Annotated in this window: 15 protein-coding genes; 12 read left to right on the forward strand and 3 right to left on the reverse strand. The window is 71.2% G+C overall.

Annotated elements, in window-relative coordinates; genetic code table 11:
• Positions 1 to 234: 234 nt before the first annotated feature.
• The 3 genes from AB0D18_RS13135 to AB0D18_RS13145 all read left to right on the forward strand — a co-directional run bounded on the left by AB0D18_RS13135 (position 235) and on the right by AB0D18_RS13145 (position 2,881).
• Entirely contained in the window at positions 235 to 399 is a 165-nt protein-coding gene (locus AB0D18_RS13135; protein ID WP_362416733.1) for a hypothetical protein, read from the forward strand.
• Positions 400 to 502: 103 nt separating this feature from the next.
• A complete protein-coding gene (locus AB0D18_RS13140) occupies positions 503 to 1,546 on the forward strand; it encodes a 3-isopropylmalate dehydrogenase (RefSeq protein WP_362416110.1) in 1,044 nt (347 codons plus the stop codon).
• Between the two features lie 243 nt (positions 1,547 to 1,789).
• Positions 1,790 to 2,881, forward strand: a complete 1,092-nt coding sequence (locus tag AB0D18_RS13145; protein ID WP_362416113.1) for a branched-chain amino acid aminotransferase — start codon at positions 1,790 to 1,792, stop codon at positions 2,879 to 2,881.
• Between the two features lie 172 nt (positions 2,882 to 3,053).
• On the opposite strand, the gene AB0D18_RS13150 is transcribed toward AB0D18_RS13145, so the two are convergent.
• Together AB0D18_RS13150 and AB0D18_RS13155 are read right to left on the reverse strand one after the other, a co-directional pair.
• Positions 3,054 to 4,253 carry an amidase gene (locus tag AB0D18_RS13150; RefSeq protein ID WP_362416116.1) on the reverse strand — a complete coding sequence of 400 codons (1,200 nt, stop codon included), beginning with the start codon at positions 4,251 to 4,253 and terminating at the stop codon, positions 3,054 to 3,056.
• Positions 4,250 to 5,098 carry an endonuclease/exonuclease/phosphatase family protein gene (locus AB0D18_RS13155; RefSeq protein ID WP_362416119.1) on the reverse strand — a complete coding sequence of 283 codons (849 nt, stop codon included), beginning with the start codon at positions 5,096 to 5,098 and terminating at the stop codon, positions 4,250 to 4,252. The genes AB0D18_RS13150 and AB0D18_RS13155 overlap by 4 nt, the downstream gene beginning before the upstream one ends.
• A gap of 179 nt (positions 5,099 to 5,277) precedes the next feature.
• Between AB0D18_RS13155 and AB0D18_RS13160 the strand changes: the two genes are divergently transcribed.
• The 9 genes from AB0D18_RS13160 to AB0D18_RS13200 all read left to right on the forward strand — a co-directional run bounded on the left by AB0D18_RS13160 (position 5,278) and on the right by AB0D18_RS13200 (position 15,860).
• Entirely contained in the window at positions 5,278 to 6,537 is a 1,260-nt protein-coding gene (locus AB0D18_RS13160; protein WP_362416122.1) for a hypothetical protein, read from the forward strand.
• Between the two features lie 381 nt (positions 6,538 to 6,918).
• Positions 6,919 to 8,556, forward strand: a complete 1,638-nt coding sequence (gene cimA / locus AB0D18_RS13165; RefSeq protein WP_362416125.1) for a citramalate synthase — start codon at positions 6,919 to 6,921, stop codon at positions 8,554 to 8,556.
• A 247-nt stretch (positions 8,557 to 8,803) separates the two neighbouring features.
• Entirely contained in the window at positions 8,804 to 8,920 is a 117-nt protein-coding gene (locus tag AB0D18_RS13170) for a keywimysin-related RiPP (RefSeq protein WP_362416699.1), read from the forward strand.
• An 18-nt stretch (positions 8,921 to 8,938) separates the two neighbouring features.
• On the forward strand, positions 8,939 to 10,849 hold the full coding sequence (locus AB0D18_RS13175; protein ID WP_362416127.1) for an asparagine synthase-related protein: 1,911 nt from the start codon (positions 8,939 to 8,941) through the stop codon (positions 10,847 to 10,849).
• A complete protein-coding gene (locus AB0D18_RS13180) occupies positions 10,846 to 11,136 on the forward strand; it encodes a lasso peptide biosynthesis PqqD family chaperone (protein ID WP_362416130.1) in 291 nt (96 codons plus the stop codon). Before AB0D18_RS13175 ends, AB0D18_RS13180 begins: the two co-directional genes overlap by 4 nt.
• Positions 11,133 to 11,546, forward strand: coding sequence for a lasso peptide biosynthesis B2 protein (locus tag AB0D18_RS13185; protein WP_362416133.1), 414 nt, complete (start codon positions 11,133 to 11,135; stop codon positions 11,544 to 11,546). Before AB0D18_RS13180 ends, AB0D18_RS13185 begins: the two co-directional genes overlap by 4 nt.
• Before the next feature lie 67 nt (positions 11,547 to 11,613).
• A complete protein-coding gene (locus tag AB0D18_RS13190; RefSeq protein ID WP_362416702.1) occupies positions 11,614 to 13,374 on the forward strand; it encodes an ABC transporter ATP-binding protein in 1,761 nt (586 codons plus the stop codon).
• 58 nt (positions 13,375 to 13,432) lie between these two features.
• Positions 13,433 to 14,812: a hypothetical protein gene (locus AB0D18_RS13195; RefSeq protein ID WP_362416136.1), complete on the forward strand. Its 1,380-nt coding sequence runs from the start codon at positions 13,433 to 13,435 to the stop codon at positions 14,810 to 14,812.
• A gap of 82 nt (positions 14,813 to 14,894) precedes the next feature.
• Positions 14,895 to 15,860, forward strand: coding sequence for an ALF repeat-containing protein (locus AB0D18_RS13200; RefSeq protein ID WP_362416139.1), 966 nt, complete (start codon positions 14,895 to 14,897; stop codon positions 15,858 to 15,860).
• A 242-nt stretch (positions 15,861 to 16,102) separates the two neighbouring features.
• Here the strand turns inward: AB0D18_RS13200 and AB0D18_RS13205 are convergent, their stop codons facing one another.
• Complete coding sequence (locus AB0D18_RS13205) at positions 16,103 to 16,717, reverse strand: YceI family protein (RefSeq protein ID WP_362416142.1); 615 nt, start codon at positions 16,715 to 16,717, stop codon at positions 16,103 to 16,105.
• Between the last annotated feature and the right edge of the window lie 79 nt (positions 16,718 to 16,796).

Consider the following 16,796-nt stretch of genomic DNA (forward strand, 5'->3'; position numbering starts at 1 on the left):
CCGGCGTGATCGCGTCTCAGATAGTAGGAAGTCCGAGTAAGTGTGGAGACAGTTGCCCGGACCTGTCCTAGCTTTGTAGGAGCCGAACGTCTCGCTTCATCAGCGAATGGCGGCCGCGAGCCCGTGCCCCGAAGCAGGCAACCCCTGCCGCACCCGCTCCCCGCCTCTTTCCGGCGCCTCACAGATGCAGCAATTCCCCCTGTTCTTCCATGCCTCTGAAGGAGTCGATCCCCCATGTCCGAGATGACGATGACGATGCACGCCGCGATGCACCCGACGACCGCCCGCCGGGTCCGCCACTCCTCCCGTTCCGCCGAGGCCGCCGACCGCAAGCAGGCCGCGGCAGCACTCCAGCGCGCCCTGGACCGCCGCGACAACGGCGGCGAGACCGGCCACTGAGCCGTTCGGGACGGCCCGCCGCTGAAACGTGCGGAGTGGCATGTCGCGTCCACATGGCGGACGCGACGTGTCATCCCCTGGGACGCGGAGTAGGGTCCCGGACATGTCTCGCAGCATCAATCTCGCAGTGATCCCCGGTGACGGCATCGGCCAGGAGGTCGTCGCCCAGGGCCTCAAGGTCCTCAACTCCGTCCTCCCGCAGGACGTGAAGCTGGAGACCAAGGAGTACGACCTCGGCGCCCAGCGCTGGCACCGCACCGGGGAGACCCTCCCGGACGCGGAGATGGACGCCCTCAAGCAGCACGACGCGATCCTGCTCGGCGCCATCGGCGACCCGTCCGTACCCTCCGGAGTGCTGGAGCGCGGCCTGCTCCTCAAGCTGCGCTTCGCCTTCGACCACTTCATCAACCTGCGCCCGTCGAAGCTGTTCCCGAACACCGCGACGCCGCTGGCCGGCCGCCCGGAGATCGACTTCGTCGTCGTACGGGAAGGCACCGAGGGCCCGTACACCGGCAACGGCGGCAGCCTGCGCACCGGTACGCCCGCCGAGGTGGCCACCGAGGTCAGCCTCAACACGGCGTACGGCGTGGAGCGCGTGGTCCGTGACGCCTTCGAGCGCGCGGCGGCCCGCCCCCGCAAGAAGCTGACGCTGGTCCACAAGAACAACGTGCTCGTCTACGCCGGCCACCTGTGGAAGAACACCTTCGACAGGGTCGCCGCCGAGTACCCGTCCGTCACCACGGACTACCTGCACGTCGACGCCGCGACGATCTTCTTCGTCACCCAGCCGGAGCGCTTCGACGTCATCGTCACCGACAACCTCTTCGGCGACATCCTCACGGACCTGGCCGCCGCCGTCTCCGGCGGAATCGGCCTGGCCGCCTCCGGCAACATCAACCCGACGGGCGCGTTCCCGTCGATGTTCGAGCCGGTGCACGGCTCCGCGCCCGACATCGCGGGCCAGGGCAAGGCCGATCCGACGGCGACCGTCCTCTCCGTCGCACTCCTCCTGCGTCACCTCGGTTACGAGCCCGAGGCCGTCCGCATCGAGGAGGCCGTCTCCGCGGACCTCGCCGAGCGCAGCGCCTCCGCAGTCCGTACGACGGACGAGATCGGCGACGCGCTCGCCCTGCGAGTAGCGGGCTGACCCGACGACTCTCTTCCCACGACAGCCGCCGGGTCCCACCACCCGGCGGCTGTCGCTTTTCCGGCCCCGGGTGCGACCATCAACCCCTGGGCCGCACACCGCGCCAAACGCGCCATTTCATCCCTGCACCCCCGCGAGCGATAATCGAACTCAGGGTCGCGGTATGAGAGGAAGCTCGGACGTCCTACTTCGGTGGGGGCGTGAGCGCGGCCCTTCCCAGACGACCGGTGAAGGAACGCACTCATGACGACGCTCACGACGATCGAGCTCAAGCCCTCATCCACCCCGCTGGCCTCGGCGGAGCGCGAGGCGATCCTCGCCAACCCCGGGTTCGGCCGCCACTTCACCGACCACATGGTGACGATCCGCTGGACGGAAGGGCGAGGCTGGCACGACGCCCAGCTCGTGCCGTACGCCCCGCTCTCCATCGACCCGGCGAACATGACCCTGCACTACGCGCAGGAGATCTTCGAGGGTCTGAAGGCGTACCGCCGCCCCGACGGGTCGGTCGCCACCTTCCGCCCGGAGGCCAACGCCAAGCGCTTCCAGTCCTCCGCGCACCGCCTCGCGATGCCGGAGCTCCCGGTCGAGACGTTCATCGCCGCCTGCGACGCCCTGGTCAAGCAGGACGAGGCCTGGGTCCCGGCGCACGGCGGCGAGGAGTCCCTCTACCTGCGCCCCTTCATGATCGCCAACGAGGTCGGCCTGGGCGTCAAGCCCGCCAACGAGTACCTCTTCCTGGTCATCGCCTCGCCGGCCGGCGCGTACTTCCCGGGCGGCGTCAAGCCGGTCTCGGTCTGGCTCTCGGAGAACTACGTCCGCGCGGTGCCCGGCGGCATGGGCTACGCCAAGACCGGCGGCAACTACGCCGCGTCCCTGCTCGCCCAGGCCGAAGCCGCCGAGAAGGGCTGCGACCAGGTCGTCTGGCTGGACGCGCTCGACCACAAGTGGGTCGAGGAGATGGGCGGCATGAACCTGTACTTCGTGTACGGGGACCGCATCGTCACGCCGGAACTGACGGGCTCGCTGCTGGCGGGCGTCACGCGTGACACGCTGCTGAAGCTGGCCGGTGACCTGGGACTTTCCTCGTCGGAGGGCCGCATCTCCACGGAGCAGTGGCGTGCGGACGCCGAGTCGGGAGCGCTCACGGAGGTCTTCGCGTGCGGCACGGCGGCGGTCATCACGCCGGTCGGCCACGTGAAGTCGACCGCCGCGGAGTGGACGACGGCGGACGGTCAGCCGGGACGGGTGACGATGGCGCTGCGGAAGGCGCTGCTGGAGATTCAGACGGGACGGGTGGCGGATTCGCACGGGTGGATGCACGAGCTGGCGTAGCCGGTACGGGGCGGGCGCGTGCGGTCGTGAGGGGGCGGGCTCTGCGTGGGTGCCGCCCCCTTGCCCACCCGTCCCGCCCCCGGGGGGCGGCCCCGCTGCCCAAGAGGGCTGGGGGGCTTAAAGGGGCTAGGGGCTAGGGGGCAGGCTTTTAGGGGCGCGGGGAACTGCGCGATCAGCCACGACGCACCCGCACGATGTCCCCTAGGGTCGTCGCCAGCCCGGTCGCCCACGACACCAGCCTCTCGTCCTCCCCTGCCGCAGCCACACACTGCACGCCCAGCGGCAGCCCATTCGCCGCCCTCCCCGCCGGCAGCGAAAGCGACGGCAGTCCCGCATGGCTCCACGGCAGTGACATCACCGAACTCCCCGTCGTGGCAAGTCCCTTCGGGGCCGGACCGGTCGCCGCCGGAGTGATCCACAGGTCGATCCCGGACTCCCGCAGAGCCGCGGCGATGCGCGAGCGGAACCCCTCCCGGCCCGCCCGAGCCGCCTCGTACGAGGCCTCGTCGATCCCCTCGCCCTCCCGCAGCACGGCCACCGTCTCCGGCCGGTACGAGGACCCGTACGTCCCGAACCACTGCGCGTGCGAGCGCACCGCCTCGTACCGGTTCATGGTGAAGAGATCGCGCCGGACCTCCTCGAAGTCGGCCATCACGGGCACCCGCAGCACCTCGTACCCCGCCGCCCGCAGTGCCAGGACCTGCGCCTCGAAGGCGGCCAGTGCTTCCGGTTCCGCCTGCGCCAGATAGGGCCCGTCCGGCACCCCGAGCACGGGCGGCGCCGGCGGTCCCAGCTGTCCCGGGTCCCGCCAGTCGTCGCAGACGACACTCGCCGCCGGGACGATCCCGGCCACGTCCCGCGCGTACAGCCCGAGGGTGTCGAAGGACGGCGCGTTCGGGATCACCCCGTCGATGGGGATGCGCCCGTACGTCGGCTTGAAACCGACGATCCCGCAGTACGCCGCCGGCCGGATCATCGAGCCGACCGTCTGCGTGCCCACGGCGAGGGGCACCATTCCAGCCGCGACCGCCGCCGCCGAGCCGCTGCTCGAACCCCCTGGCGTGTGGGCGAGGTTGCTTGGATTGCGGGTCGGTCCTGGTGCCAGGATCGCGAACTCCGCGGTCACCGTCTTGCCCGCGACGTACGCGCCCGCCGCCAGCAACCGGCCGACCACCGTGGCCTGTTGGCCGCCCAGGGCCTGAGGCGGAAGCGCGGACCCGCCCCCGGTCGGCAGCCCGTCCACCCGGACGATGTCCTTCACGCCGACCGCTACCCCGCTCAGTGGACCGGGTGCGCAGACCGCCGGGGGATCGGCGAGCGTGATGAACGCCCGTACGTCCCGGTCGAGTTGCTCGATCTCCGTACGCTTCACTGTGCCGCCCCCGTCGTTCCCGCCGCCTCGGCCGCTCCCGCCAGGTCCACCCGTACCCCCGCATGGTCCGACGGCCACACCCCGTCGACCGCCCCGTGTCCGAACCTCGCCACGCCCTGCACGGTGCCCTCTCCGGCCGGGCCTGGCCGCCCCAGGTGGATGTAGTCGATCCGGCCGGTCGGGCCCGGCGTGTGATAGGCGTTGGAGGAGTCCCAGGTCGCCGAGGGGGCGGCCGGATCCGCGTACTCCCAGGCGTCGATGAAGCACTGCCGGGGTACCGGCGGTGCGGTCTTGTGTCCGCCGAGCAGCCGGATCTCGTCCGAGTCGGGCCAGGCGTTGAAGTCTCCGGTGACGACCGGCGGGAAGGCCCCGCCCCAGCCCTTCTCCGCGATGAACCCGGCGAGGGCCCTGACCTGATCGCACCGCACCGCCGAGTCGTGCGGCGGCGAGTTGAGGTGGGTGGTGAAGAGGGGGACGGGGCCCGCGGGCGAGTCGACGCGGGCGTACAGCGCCACCCGCCCGCTGTCCACGCTCCCTTCGGCGGGCAGCGGCAGCACCGCCTCCTCGCCGATCGGCCAGCGGCTGAGGACGGCCACGCCGATGTCCGAGGTGTCGCCGTCGGTGCGCCGCTGCCAGTGCCAGGGGCGGGCGAAGCGGGCCCACGTCCAGTGCTCCAGGCCCAACTCCTGCGCCAGCCAGCCGGCCAGGTTCTCGTCGCCGTTCGCCCAGACCTCCTGAAGGGCGATCACATCCGCCTGCTGCTCGCGCAGGACGGCGAGTATCGCTTTCCGGCGGGCGTCCCACGGGCCGAATCGCCACCACAGATTCCATGTCAGTACGCGCATGGGGCGAACGTATCGCGCAGGCGCAAGGAGGCGCGGCGGGTTCCCGACCGGTGCGCGGACGCACGAAAACCCCAGAGGTTGCACCGAATGCACACATTGACCGGTGGCCGGAGGTGCGCTTTCATCCTTCAGTGCCCTCGGTGCACTACCGGGGTGCGGGACATCCAACGGGGGACGGCATGTCAATCACCTTGCGTACGTACGTAGTTACGGCCGGAGCGGTCGTGTCGGGGCTGCTGCTCACCTCGCTGCCCAGCGCGGCCGCGGAACCCGCTCCGGTGCGGAACGAGCGGGTCAGTGTGAGTGCGGCGGGCCTGCAGGGCGACGGCTACGCCGAGGACGGAAGGATCAGCGAGGACGGTCGCTACGTCGCGTTCAGCTCGACCTCGGCCAATCTGCTGCCGGCGGCGCTGGAGTACCCGGGCCGCCAGTTGTACGTGAAGGACCGCAGCACCTCACGGGTGGAACTGGCGTCGGTCGCGGCCGACGGCACCCCGGGCAACGGCCCGGTCTTCGACACCTCCCTCAGCCCCGGCGGCCGGTACGCGGCCTTCGCGACGGCCTCCACCAACATGGGCCAGGACGCGCCCAGCGGCCTCAGTATCTACGTACGCGACCTGGCCAAGGGCGTCACCGAGCTGGTGAGCACGGGAGTGGAAGGGTACGGCGGCCAGACCGGCGGGATCTCGGTCAGCGCCGACGGCCGCTTCGTCGCCTTCGTCGCCGACGTGCAGCCCACCACCCCGTACCGGCCCACCGAGCACCGCCGGGTGTACGTGCGCGACCGCGTCAAGAAGACCACCACGCAGGTCAACCACCAGCTTCCGCAGGGGACTTGGGCGACCTCTCCCGAGCTCAGTGACGACGGCCGGTACGTCGCGTACCGCACCGACCGCAACGGCACCGATCCGGGCACGCCCGGCAAGAGCTCGCTCTTCCGTCGCGATCTGTGGACCGGCGCGCTCCAGCAGGTGGACGTCACCCCGGCCGGCCTCCCGTCCACCGCCTCCGCCCTTCCGGTACGCGACAGCCTCAGCGCGGACGGCCGCTACCTCGCCTTCACCTCCGAGGGCTCCGACCTGGTGGCGGGCGACACCGACTCCACCGAGGACGTCTTCGTACGCGACCTGCGGACCGGGCGGACCCGGCTGGTCGACATCTCGCCGCAGGGGGGAGCCACCGGGATCCCGGTGTTCAGCCCGGACGGCCGCAAGCTTGCCTTCGCCGCGCCCGCTTCGCGCAACTGGCTCCTGGACGTGGCGACCGGCCGCGCCCGCCTGCTCGACACCGGACACCAGGGCGGCCCCGACGTGGTCCCGCCCCGCCTGACCTCGCTGGACCTGCACGGGCGCCGACTGGTCATGGACTCCTCGTCCCCCGACCTGGTGCCCGACGACTCCAACAGGGAGAACGACGTCTTCGTGCACGAGACCGACTGACCACGGCCCTCGCACCGCGGACGGGCAGGAACACGCGCACTGCCCGCCGCCCCCGGCGGCGGCCCCGAGCGGCCCGCATCCTGAGACGCCCTGAGACGCGGGGGCAGCCGTGTGCCAGACTGCCCCCGTGTCCTCGTACGCCATGATTATCGGCAGCAGGCGCGCCGGTCAGCAGTGACCGTCCCGTACACCCACCACCCGGTACGGCACGGCCGCTCAGCTCCAGACCCGCGCGCAGACCTCTCGCACCCGCGAGGGGTTTTTTCGTTTTACGGCCCCACCCCGGCCGGAGGAACGAGGCGCCCGCGAAGATGGAGGCAAGTGGAGCAAGCCATTCCGCAGCCTGGGTCCACGCCCAGGACCCGACAGGAGTCAGACAGCATGACGACCGCAGACAGCGCAGCCAGCAGCGCAAACGGCCTTGACGACAGCTTCCACGTCTTCGACACCACGCTGCGCGACGGCGCCCAGCGCGAGGGGATCAACCTCACCGTCGCGGACAAGCTGGCCATCGCCCGTCATCTGGACGACTTCGGGGTGGGCTTCATCGAGGGCGGCTGGCCGGGCGCCAACCCCCGCGACACCGAGTTCTTCGCCCGCGCGCAGAAGGAGATCACCTTCCGCAACGCCGAGCTGGTGGCCTTTGGCGCCACCCGCCGTCCGGGCGCGAAGGCTTCCGAGGACCCGCAGGTCAACGCGCTGCTGGCATCCGGCGCCCCGGTGATCACCCTGGTCGCCAAATCGCACGACCGGCACGTCGAGCTGGCGCTGCGCACCACGCTGGACGAGAACGTCGCGATGGTCCGCGACACCGTCTCCTACCTGCGCGAACAGGGCCGCCGGGTGTTCGTCGACTGCGAGCACTTCTTCGACGGGTACCGGGCGAACCCCGAGTACGCCAAGGCCGTCGTACGGGCGGCCGACGAGTCCGGCGCGGACGTCGTCGTCCTCTGCGACACCAACGGCGGCATGCTCCCTGCCCAGATCCAGGCCGTCGTCGCCACCGTCCTCGCCGACACCGGCGCCCGCCTGGGCATCCACGCCCAGGACGACACCGGCTGCGCCGTCGCCAACACCCTCGCCGCCGTCGACGCGGGCGCCACCCACGTGCAGTGCACCGCCAACGGCTACGGCGAGCGCGTCGGAAACGCCAACCTCTTCCCCGTCGTCGCCGCCCTGGAGCTCAAGTACGGCAAGCAGGTCCTGCCCGAGGGCTCCCTGCGCGAGATGACCCGGATCTCGCACGCCATCGCCGAGGTCGTCAACCTCACGCCCTCCACCCACCAGCCCTACGTCGGCGTCTCCGCCTTCGCGCACAAGGCCGGACTGCACGCCTCCGCCATCAAGGTCGACCCGGATCTCTACCAGCACATCGACCCCGACCTGGTCGGCAACCGCATCCGGATGCTCGTCTCCGACATGGCGGGCCGCGCCTCCATCGAGCTCAAGGGCAAGGAGCTCGGCGTCGACATCGGCGACGACCGCGAGCTGGTCGGCCGGGTCGTCGCCCGCGTCAAGGAGCGCGAACTCAAGGGCTACACGTACGAGGCCGCCGACGCCTCCTTCGAGCTCTTGCTGCGCGAGGAGGCGGAAGGCCGGGCCCGCCGCTACTTCCGTACGGAGTCCTGGCGGGCCATCGTCGAGGACCGCCCGGACGGCACCCACGCCAACGAGGCCACCGTGAAGCTGTGGGCCAAGGGTGAGCGCATCGTCGCCACCGCGGAAGGAAACGGCCCGGTCAACGCGCTGGACCGGGCGCTGCGCGTCGGTCTGGAGCGCTTCTACCCGCAGCTCGCCAAGCTGGAGCTGGTGGACTACAAGGTCCGCATCCTGGAGGGCAAGCACGGCACCGAGTCCACCACCCGCGTGCTGATCACCACTGGCGACGGCAACGGCTCGGGCGGCGGCGACTGGTCGACGGTCGGCGTCGGGGAGAACGTCATCGCCGCGTCCTGGCAGGCGCTGGAGGACGCATACACATACGGGCTGCTGCGTGCGGGCGTCGAGCCGACCGAGTAACGCGGAAAAGACCGAACAGGTTCAATGAGCAACGAGTAAGCGCTCGTTCACCCTGAGTCAAGAGGGGTGAACTCGTCAGGTCTGCAGTCGAACAAGCCATCTCCGGGGTCCGGGGGTGCACAGGAGCAAGCGGAACCGTTCAACTGTTCCCCGGCCGCCACGGAGTTCACACGAGTCACACCGTGCACTTCCGTAACGGCCACTTATTGCTCGGTGCATCCCTATCCACGGAGAGGACGTGACGACGATGAAGAAGACCTACGTCAAGCCGTCGCTGTTCAACCAGGGCGACTTCAGCAAGAAGACCGCGGGCATGTTCTATGCCTCGTGCAAGGAATTCTGGTCCCGCAAGCTCTGCATCTGAGCAGACGGGAACTGAGTGATGAAGATGCCCGGTCACCTGCACCTGCGTGACTTCTTCGTGGTCCTTCCGGACACCGCCGAAGGCGAGGCGGCGGCCGGGCACCTTCGCTCGGCGGCGCCGGATTCCCCCGATGCGCCCGACGCCTTCGAGACCCTTTTCCATCCCTCCGGCCGGCCCTGGATCCTCGCCCGGCTTCTCGTACGGAACCTGGTCCAGGTCACGCGGGGCGACGACGCCCTCGTCCTGATCGGCCCGAACAAGATCCCCGCCGCGACCCTGGACGCCGTACTCGGCCCGGCCTGCGACACCCCCGACCTGCACCGGCGTCTCACCGCACTGCCGGGACTCAGCCATGTCGTCTCCCGCATGGGGGACGAGACGTGTGTGCGGGGCACCGCCTCCGGCCACCGCCGGGTCTACCACACCGAGCACACAGGCGGACGCGTCGCTTCCGACCGGCCCGCCGCCCTCGCCCACCTCATCGGCGCCGACCTCGACGACGGCGCCCTCGCGCTGCGCCTCCTGGACTTCGTACCGCACCCGCTGCGGGAACGGCCGCTCTGGCAGGGCGTCCGCGAAATCGACCCGGCGTACGCGCTGCTGCTCCGCGACGGGGGGCGTACGCACTCCGTACGGCGCTGGTGGCTGCCACCCGAACCCCGGCTCACCGCGGCCCAGGGCGCCCCCCTGGTGGCCGCCGCGCTCGCCGCATCCGTCGCCGCGCACCTGCACGGACGCACCCGGGTCAGCGGCGAACTCTCCGGCGGCATGGACTCCACCACCGTCACCTTCCTCGCCCAGCAGGCCGGTGCGCAGGATGTCACCCTGCTCACCGTGGCCGCCCGCGACGACCGCTCCGAGGACCAACTCTGGGCGGAAAGAGGGGTGTTGGCGGCCCGGGAGGCTGCGGAGGCCGAAGGCGGCTCGCGCAAGATCGAGCACCGGATCGTCCCCGCCGAGGACGCGCCCCTCTTCTATGCCGACCTCGCGGGCACGGGCGGCGAACTCCTCGACGAACCCTTCCCCGTCGCCCCCGCCCGCGCCCGCGCCGCCATGCTCCTCGGACGCGCAGCCGACACCGGCTCCGAGTACCACCTCACCGGCTACGGCGGCGACGAACTCTTCAACGGGCTCGCCTCCGCCTGCCAGGACCTCCTCCCCGCCAAGCCCCTCAAGGCCTGGAACCGGATGAGCGCCCTGCGCCACCAGTCCGGCTGGCCACTGCTGCCCACCCTGCGCGGCATGCTCTTCCCGCCGGCCTTCGGGAAGTGGCTCGCCACCTCGCTCGTCGCCGCCGCGACCGCCGACGCCCGCACCCCGCAGGTCTCCTGGGGGATGCGGCAGGCCATGCGGCCCTGGCTCACGGAGCGGGCGAAGGAGCTGATCCGCGAGGAGTTCCGCAGGGCGGCACAGAGTGCGCGGCCCATCGCGCCGCGCCCCGGCCGCCACATGGACATCGACACCGTCCGCCTCGGCGCCCGCTACTTCCAGTCCATGGAGGACCTGGGCGCAGGACTCGGACTGCCCGTCGCGGCGCCCCTCTTCGACGACCGGGTGATCGAGGCCGTCCTGGCCGTACGGGTCGAGGACCGGGTCGTCCCCTGGCGCTACAAACCGCTTCTCGTCGAGGCGATGCGCGACGTGGTCCCCGCGCACCTCCTCGCCCGTACGACGAAGGACGACATGTCCGCCGACGACGTCCAGGGGCTGCGCGAACACGCCCCGGAAATACGGGACTTGTGGACCGGGTCGCTGCTTGCCGAACGCGGCCTCATCGACGCCGGGCAGCTCCGGCGGCTCGCCGACGACCCGTTCTCACCGGTGCTCCAGCAGTACCCCATCGACGCCACGGTGTCCTGCGAGGCGTGGCTGCGCACGGCGCAGGACGCCTGGTCGAACACCCCTGTGAACAGTGAGGCCAACCAGTGAGTCAGCAGCTCCAGCCCCAGTTCCGGCTCCGCAAGGGCATAGCCGTCACCACCACCGAGTACGGCAGCGTCCTGCTCGACGAAAAGGACGGCACCTACTGGCAGTTGAACGAGTGCGGCACCCTCGTCGTGACCGCGATCTCCGAGGGGAGATCCCCTTCCGACGCCGTCGAACAGCTCCTCGCCGAGTACGACGTGGAGCGCGCCGTGGCGGAGGCGGACGTCGCGGAGCTCACCGGCCGGCTCATCGAGGCGAAGATCGTCACCCGGGCCGGCGGCCCCCGATGACCACCGAGATGACCATGCCCCGGCGCGGCGCGGGCCCCGGCGGCCTCAAGCTCCGCACCGCCGTCGCGGCAGCGCTCCTTCTGGCCAGGCTCAAGCCGGGCCGGCTGCGCCAGGTGCTGACCCTGCTCGGCCGGGGCGCACGCCCGGCCTCGTACGACCAGACCCTTCAGACGTACCGGGCGGTCGTCGCCACCAGCCGCACATGCGCGGGCTGGTACGGCTGCCTGCCCCGCTCGATCGCGATCTCGCTGGCCTGCCGCATGTCGGGCACCTTCCCCGACTGGCACGCGGGCGTCCGTGACGCCCCGCCGTTCCAGCCGCACGCGTGGGTGGCGGCGGGCGGCCGGACCGTCGGCGAGGACGTGCACGACTTCCGCCCGCTGATGAAGGTGACCGCAGGTGGCAGCTGAGGGGACGAACTCCCTGAACCCCCGGAACCCCCGGAACCCCCGGAACCCCCGGAACCCCCGGAACCCCCTGAACTCCCTGAAGCCCCTGAACTCCCTTCCGCTGAAGCTCCTTTGGTCCCGCACCCGCCCCCACTGGAAGCTGCTCCTGTGCGGCGCCCTGCTCTCCCTCGTCGGGTCCGCGGCGGGACTCGTCATGCCGATGACGGCGAAGTACGCCGTCGACGCCTTCGGCAGCGGACGCCCCACCACCGGCCCGCTCGTCGCGCTCGGCGCCGTCGTGATCATCGGCGCACTGCTCGCCGCGGGCGGCCGCTACGTGATGGCCCGCACCGGCGAAGCCGTCGTCCTGCGGGCCAGGCGCCGCCTCGTCGGCCGCACGCTGCGTCTCAAGGTCGCCTCCGTCGACCGGCTGACCCCCGGCGACCTGCTCGCCCGCGCCACCAGCGACACAACCCTCCTGCACACCGTCCTCTCCCGCAGCGTCGTCGAAGCCGCGAGCGGCGTCCTGATGCTGATCGGGACGGTCGTCCTGATGGCCGTCGTGGACCTGCTCCTCCTCGGCGTCACCGTCCTCGTCCTGCTCGTCTCCGTCGGCGTACTCGCACTGCTCATGCCGCGCATCCAGCGCGCCCAGCTCCAGGCGCAGGAGGCCGTCGGGGCGATGGGCTCGCTTCTCGACCGCTCGCTGCAGGCCTTTCGTACGGTCAAGGCCGGCGGCATCGAGGACCGGGAGGCCGCCGCGATCGGCGACGCGGCGAAAACCGCCCACGACCGGGGCGTCACGGTCGCCCGCTGGACCTCGGCCTCCGAGATCGCGATGTTCCTCGCCACCCAGCTGGCCTTCCTCGCGGTCCTGGGGATCGGCGGCGCACGCGTCGTCTCCGGCGCGATGGAGGTCTCCGCCCTCATCGCCTTCCTGCTGTACGTCTTCGGGCTGATGGGCCCGCTCGGGCAGCTCACCGACGGCTGGACCGGCCTCAGCACCGGGCTTGCGGCGGTCCGCCGCATCGACGAGATCGAATCACTGCCGGGGGAGCGGCCCGCGAAGGCCCCTCCGGAGGGGGACCGACTCCCGCCCCTCTCCGTCCAGTTCACCGACGTGACCTTCGCCTACGACGACGCGCGCTCCCCGGCCCACCACGGCGTCACCTTCACCGCCCCGCCCGCGGGCCTCACCGCGCTCGTCGGCCCGTCCGGTGCGGGCAAGACCACCGTCTTCGCCCTCCTGGAACGCTTCTACACCCACAGCTCCGGCACCCTCACCGTCGGCGGCCGCGACATCCGCGACTGGCCGCTCGCGGAACTCCGGTCCGCCCTCGCCTACGTGGAACAGGACGCCCCCGTCCTCGCCGGCACGCTCCGCGACAACCTCCTCCTGGCAGCCCCCGCCGCCACCCCCGCCGAACTCGCCCACGTGCTCACCCGCACCCGCCTCGACGACCTGGTCGGCCGCCTCCCCGACGGCCTCGACACCCAGGTCGGCCACCGGGGCGTCCTGCTCTCCGGCGGCGAACGTCAGCGCATCGCCCTCGCCCGCGCCCTGCTCCGCAGACCGAGCCTGCTCCTCCTCGACGAAGTCACCTCCCAGCTGGACGCCGTCAACGAGGAACGCCTGCGCGAGGTCATCGTCGAGCTCAGCCGCGACACCACGGTCCTGGTCATCGCCCACCGCCTGTCCACGGTCGTACGGGCGGACCGCATCGTCGTCATGGAAGCGGGCCGGGTCCGCGCGACGGGCACCCACGACGAGCTCGTCCGCACCGACGGTCTGTACGCGGAACTGGCGGCGACCCAGTTCGCCACCGAGGCCTCTCTCACCCCGGGGTGAGAAACCGTGACCCCGCGCAACTCGTGCATGTTCGAATACTTCGGGTAGCGTCGAATACATGAGGACCAGGCCGTTTTCGTTCATATCGGCCCTCGTCGGGTCGACGCTTCTGCTGCTGCTCCCGTTCGCCTCGGTGGCGGCAGCGGCCTCCGGCACGACCGAGGCGGGCGACGCCCTGAAGAAGAGCCCGGTGTACGTCGCCCCGGCGGCCAGGAGCCAGCTCTCCCAGGCCGACCAGGACGCCCTGGCCAAGAAGATAAAGGACGCGGACAAGCCCCTCTTCGTGGCGGTCCTGCCGCAGAGCCCCGAGTTCCCGCCGACGTCCGTACGCGGCAACCTGCGCAACGCGACGGGCGTCACCGGTGTGTACGCGGTCCGCCTCGGCGACGGCTTCGAGGCGGGCGCCGACCCGCGCGCGCTGCCCCGCGCCTCGGTCCGCAACCTCGTCTCGGCGGCCAAGACCCCGGCGGGCCTGGACGCAGCCACCCAGCTCAACACCTTCGTCGACCAGGCGCTCCCGCAGATCAAGGGCAGCGCCCCGGCGTCCTGGGACGGCGGCTCGGGCGGCGGCAGCACTTCCGTCGGCGTGCTCGCCGGGATCGGCGCGGTGGCGGTCGTGGCGGGCGCCGGAAGCTACGTCGTCGTACGCCGCAGCCGCAAGCGCAAGGAGGAGGAGCGCCTCGCATCCCTCCGCAAGCTGACGGTCGTGGTCGACGAGGACATCACCGCGTACGGCGAAGAGCTCGACCGCCTGGACTTCCGGCCCTCCGAGCCGGGTGCCACGGACGAGATGCGCAAGGACTACGAGCATGCGCTCGACCTCTACGAGACCGCCAAGTCCCGCATGGCGGCGGTGCACCGGCCCAATGACGTACGAGGTGTGACGGAAGCCCTCGAAGACGGCCGCTACTCGCTCGCCGTCCTGGACGCCCGCCGCACCGGCGCCCCGGTCCCCGAGCGCCGCTCGCCGTGCTTCTTCGACCCCCGCCACGGGCCCTCGGTCGCCGACGCGACCTGGACCCCGCCCGGCGGCGCGGCCCGCGAGGTCCCGGTCTGCGCGGCCGACGCGACCCGCATCGCCGACGGCCAGGATCCCGCCGTCCGTACGGTCGACACGGCCGACGGCCGCCGCCCCTACTACGACGCGGGCCCCGCCTACGGCCCCTGGGCGGGCGGCTACTTCGGCGGCGGAATGCTCCCCGGCCTCCTGATGGGCACCATGCTCGGCTCCATGCTCGCCTCGCCCGCCTACGCGTCGGAGTACGGCGCGGGCACCGGCTTCGACTCCGCCGGTGCGGGCTACGACGGCGGCGACGTCTCGGGCTCGGACTTCGACTCGTCGGGCTTCGGCGGAGGCGACTTCGGAGGGGGCGGCGACTTCGGTGGCGGCGGGGACTTCGGCGGTGGCGGCGGGGACTTCGGTGGCGGCGGCTTCTGAGGGGCCCATGTAAAGGGCCAGTGAAGATCGACTTACCATGTGGGCGACCATTGCTCGCTTTTCAGGTAACTCGGGGAACCACATGAAGTTCAGGCGCATATCGACGCTCGTCGTGTCCGCAGCCATCGCACCGGCCGTTCTCTTCGCCTCGCCGGCGTACGCCGCCGGTGCCGGGGCACCTGCCGCCGCCGCGTCCGACACCGGGTCGAAGACCCCCGGGCAGCAGGAGGAGGACGACCGGGTCGAGGTCGCGCGGCTGATGGGCGCCAAGGACGCGGGTCCGGGGCTCAAGGAGGCCGCGAGCGCGGCGCTCGACGGCGGCCCGGCCGCCGTGCGGAAGTTCCTGGAAGAGGGCCAGTTCCAGGCCCGCATCACCGACAACCGGGTGCTGGCGACCCGGATCTACGGCAAGGGCGGCCCGGGTGTGAAGGAGGCCGCCAAGAAGGCGCTCAAGGGCACGCCCGAGGACGTCCAGGCGTTCCTCGACAAGGGCCAGTACGAGGCCCGCATCACCGACAACCGGGTGCTGGTCGGCCAGGCCATGAGCGTCGGTGGTCCTGCCGTGCGGGAGGCGGGCAAGAAGGCGCTCATGGGTACGCCCGAGGACGTCCAGGCGTTCCTCGACAAGGGCCAGTACGAGGCCCGCAAGAAGGACGAGGCCGCCGCCGCGAAGGACAAGGACAACGGCAAGCCCCGTCCGGACGTCTCCAAGGAGACCGACCAGGGCACGGGTACCGGAACCGGTAGTGGCACCGGCACCGGCACTGCCGATGGCAAGGGCACGGCCGGGTCCGACGCTTCCAAGGAAGCCGACAAGGGCACGGGCGCCGGCACCACGGACAAGGGCACCGGCACCGCCACCGCCGACAAGGGTGGCCGGCCGGAGGCCGACGCGGCCAAGAACGTCTCGGCTTCCGCCTCCGGCGATCTCGCCTCGACCGGCGCCGGTTCCACGCTGCCGTGGGCCGCAGGCGGCGCAGCGGTCGCGCTCGCCGGTGGTGCGGGCATGCTCATCGCCGCACGCCGGCGCCGCTCCGCCGAGGGCTGAGCCCGGCAGAAAATGTGAGAGGTGCGGGGGTCGTCGTTGGCCGGGCGAGGGCGTGGAAATGCCCTGAGCCCGTCGAGTGGACCCCGGTGTGCACAGCCGTCCATGCGGTGAGCGCAGAAAGTGCGACATTCCCTTGTGGGTGTCGCACTTTCTGCACGCGCTTTTTGCACGCGCTTTCTGTACGCGCCTGTCCGCTCAGGCCGTCCCGGCCACCTCGACGCAGGCGCCGCCCCGCCCGCCGCTCAGGCGCTCTTCTTGATCGCGGAGATGTCGAAGTTCAGCTTGACCTTGTCGCTGACGAGGACGCCGCCCGTCTCCAGCGCCGCGTTCCACGTCAGGCCCCACTCCGAGCGCAGGATCGTCGTCGAACCCTCGAAGCCGACGCGCTCGTTGCCGAAGGGGTCGGTGGCCGCACCGTTGAACTCCAGGTCGATGGAGAGCGGACGCGTCACGCCCTTGATCGTCAGGTCGCCGGTGATCCGGTAGTCGTCGCCGCCGCGCAGCTCCGCCTTCGTCGAGCGGAAGGTCATCTCGGGGAAGGCCTCCACGTCGAAGAAGTCCGCGCTGCGGAGGTGGTTGTCGCGGTCCTCGGCGCCCGTGTCGATGCTGGCCACGCGGATGGTGAGGAAGGCCTCGGAGGCGGCCGGGTCCGAGCCGTCGAGCTTGAGGGTGCCCTCGTGGTCGGGGAAGGAGCCGCGCACGTTCGTCACCATGGCGTGGCGGACCGTGAAGCCGATGCTGCTGTGGCTCGGGTCGATCGTGTACTCGCCGGTCAGGGCGGCCAGGGCCGGGTCCACGGCGGTGGGGGTGGTGTGGTCGGTGGTGTCGTTGTCGTTGCGGCGGCCGAAGAGACCCATGGCGTTCCTCCTGGGGGCGGGGAGTTTATTTGGTTGAAGCTTCAATGAGCTTCCTGTGAACGACCGTAGCGCGATGATG

Source organism: Streptomyces sp. NPDC048442 (assembly GCF_040651475.1).
In the GTDB taxonomy this organism is placed as follows: Bacteria; Actinomycetota; Actinomycetes; order Streptomycetales; family Streptomycetaceae; genus Streptomyces.

What these genes read in the sequence shown, in the direction of transcription:
- cimA (WP_362416125.1), top strand. Translation starts at nt 6,919, where the DNA reads ATGACGACCGCAGACAGCGCAGCCAGCAGCGCAAACGGCCTTGACGAC.
- AB0D18_RS13135 (WP_362416733.1), top strand. Translation starts at nt 235, where the DNA reads ATGTCCGAGATGACGATGACGATGCACGCCGCGATGCACCCGACGACC.
- AB0D18_RS13140 (WP_362416110.1), top strand. Translation starts at nt 503, where the DNA reads ATGTCTCGCAGCATCAATCTCGCAGTGATCCCCGGTGACGGCATCGGC.
- AB0D18_RS13145 (WP_362416113.1), top strand. Translation starts at nt 1,790, where the DNA reads ATGACGACGCTCACGACGATCGAGCTCAAGCCCTCATCCACCCCGCTG.
- AB0D18_RS13175 (WP_362416127.1), top strand. Translation starts at nt 8,939, where the DNA reads ATGAAGATGCCCGGTCACCTGCACCTGCGTGACTTCTTCGTGGTCCTT.
- AB0D18_RS13155 (WP_362416119.1), bottom strand. Translation starts at nt 5,098, where the DNA reads ATGCGCGTACTGACATGGAATCTGTGGTGGCGATTCGGCCCGTGGGAC.
- AB0D18_RS13205 (WP_362416142.1), bottom strand. Translation starts at nt 16,717, where the DNA reads ATGGGTCTCTTCGGCCGCCGCAACGACAACGACACCACCGACCACACC.
- AB0D18_RS13160 (WP_362416122.1), top strand. Translation starts at nt 5,278, where the DNA reads ATGTCAATCACCTTGCGTACGTACGTAGTTACGGCCGGAGCGGTCGTG.
- AB0D18_RS13195 (WP_362416136.1), top strand. Translation starts at nt 13,433, where the DNA reads ATGAGGACCAGGCCGTTTTCGTTCATATCGGCCCTCGTCGGGTCGACG.
- AB0D18_RS13170 (WP_362416699.1), top strand. Translation starts at nt 8,804, where the DNA reads ATGAAGAAGACCTACGTCAAGCCGTCGCTGTTCAACCAGGGCGACTTC.
- AB0D18_RS13185 (WP_362416133.1), top strand. Translation starts at nt 11,133, where the DNA reads ATGACCACCGAGATGACCATGCCCCGGCGCGGCGCGGGCCCCGGCGGC.
- AB0D18_RS13200 (WP_362416139.1), top strand. Translation starts at nt 14,895, where the DNA reads ATGAAGTTCAGGCGCATATCGACGCTCGTCGTGTCCGCAGCCATCGCA.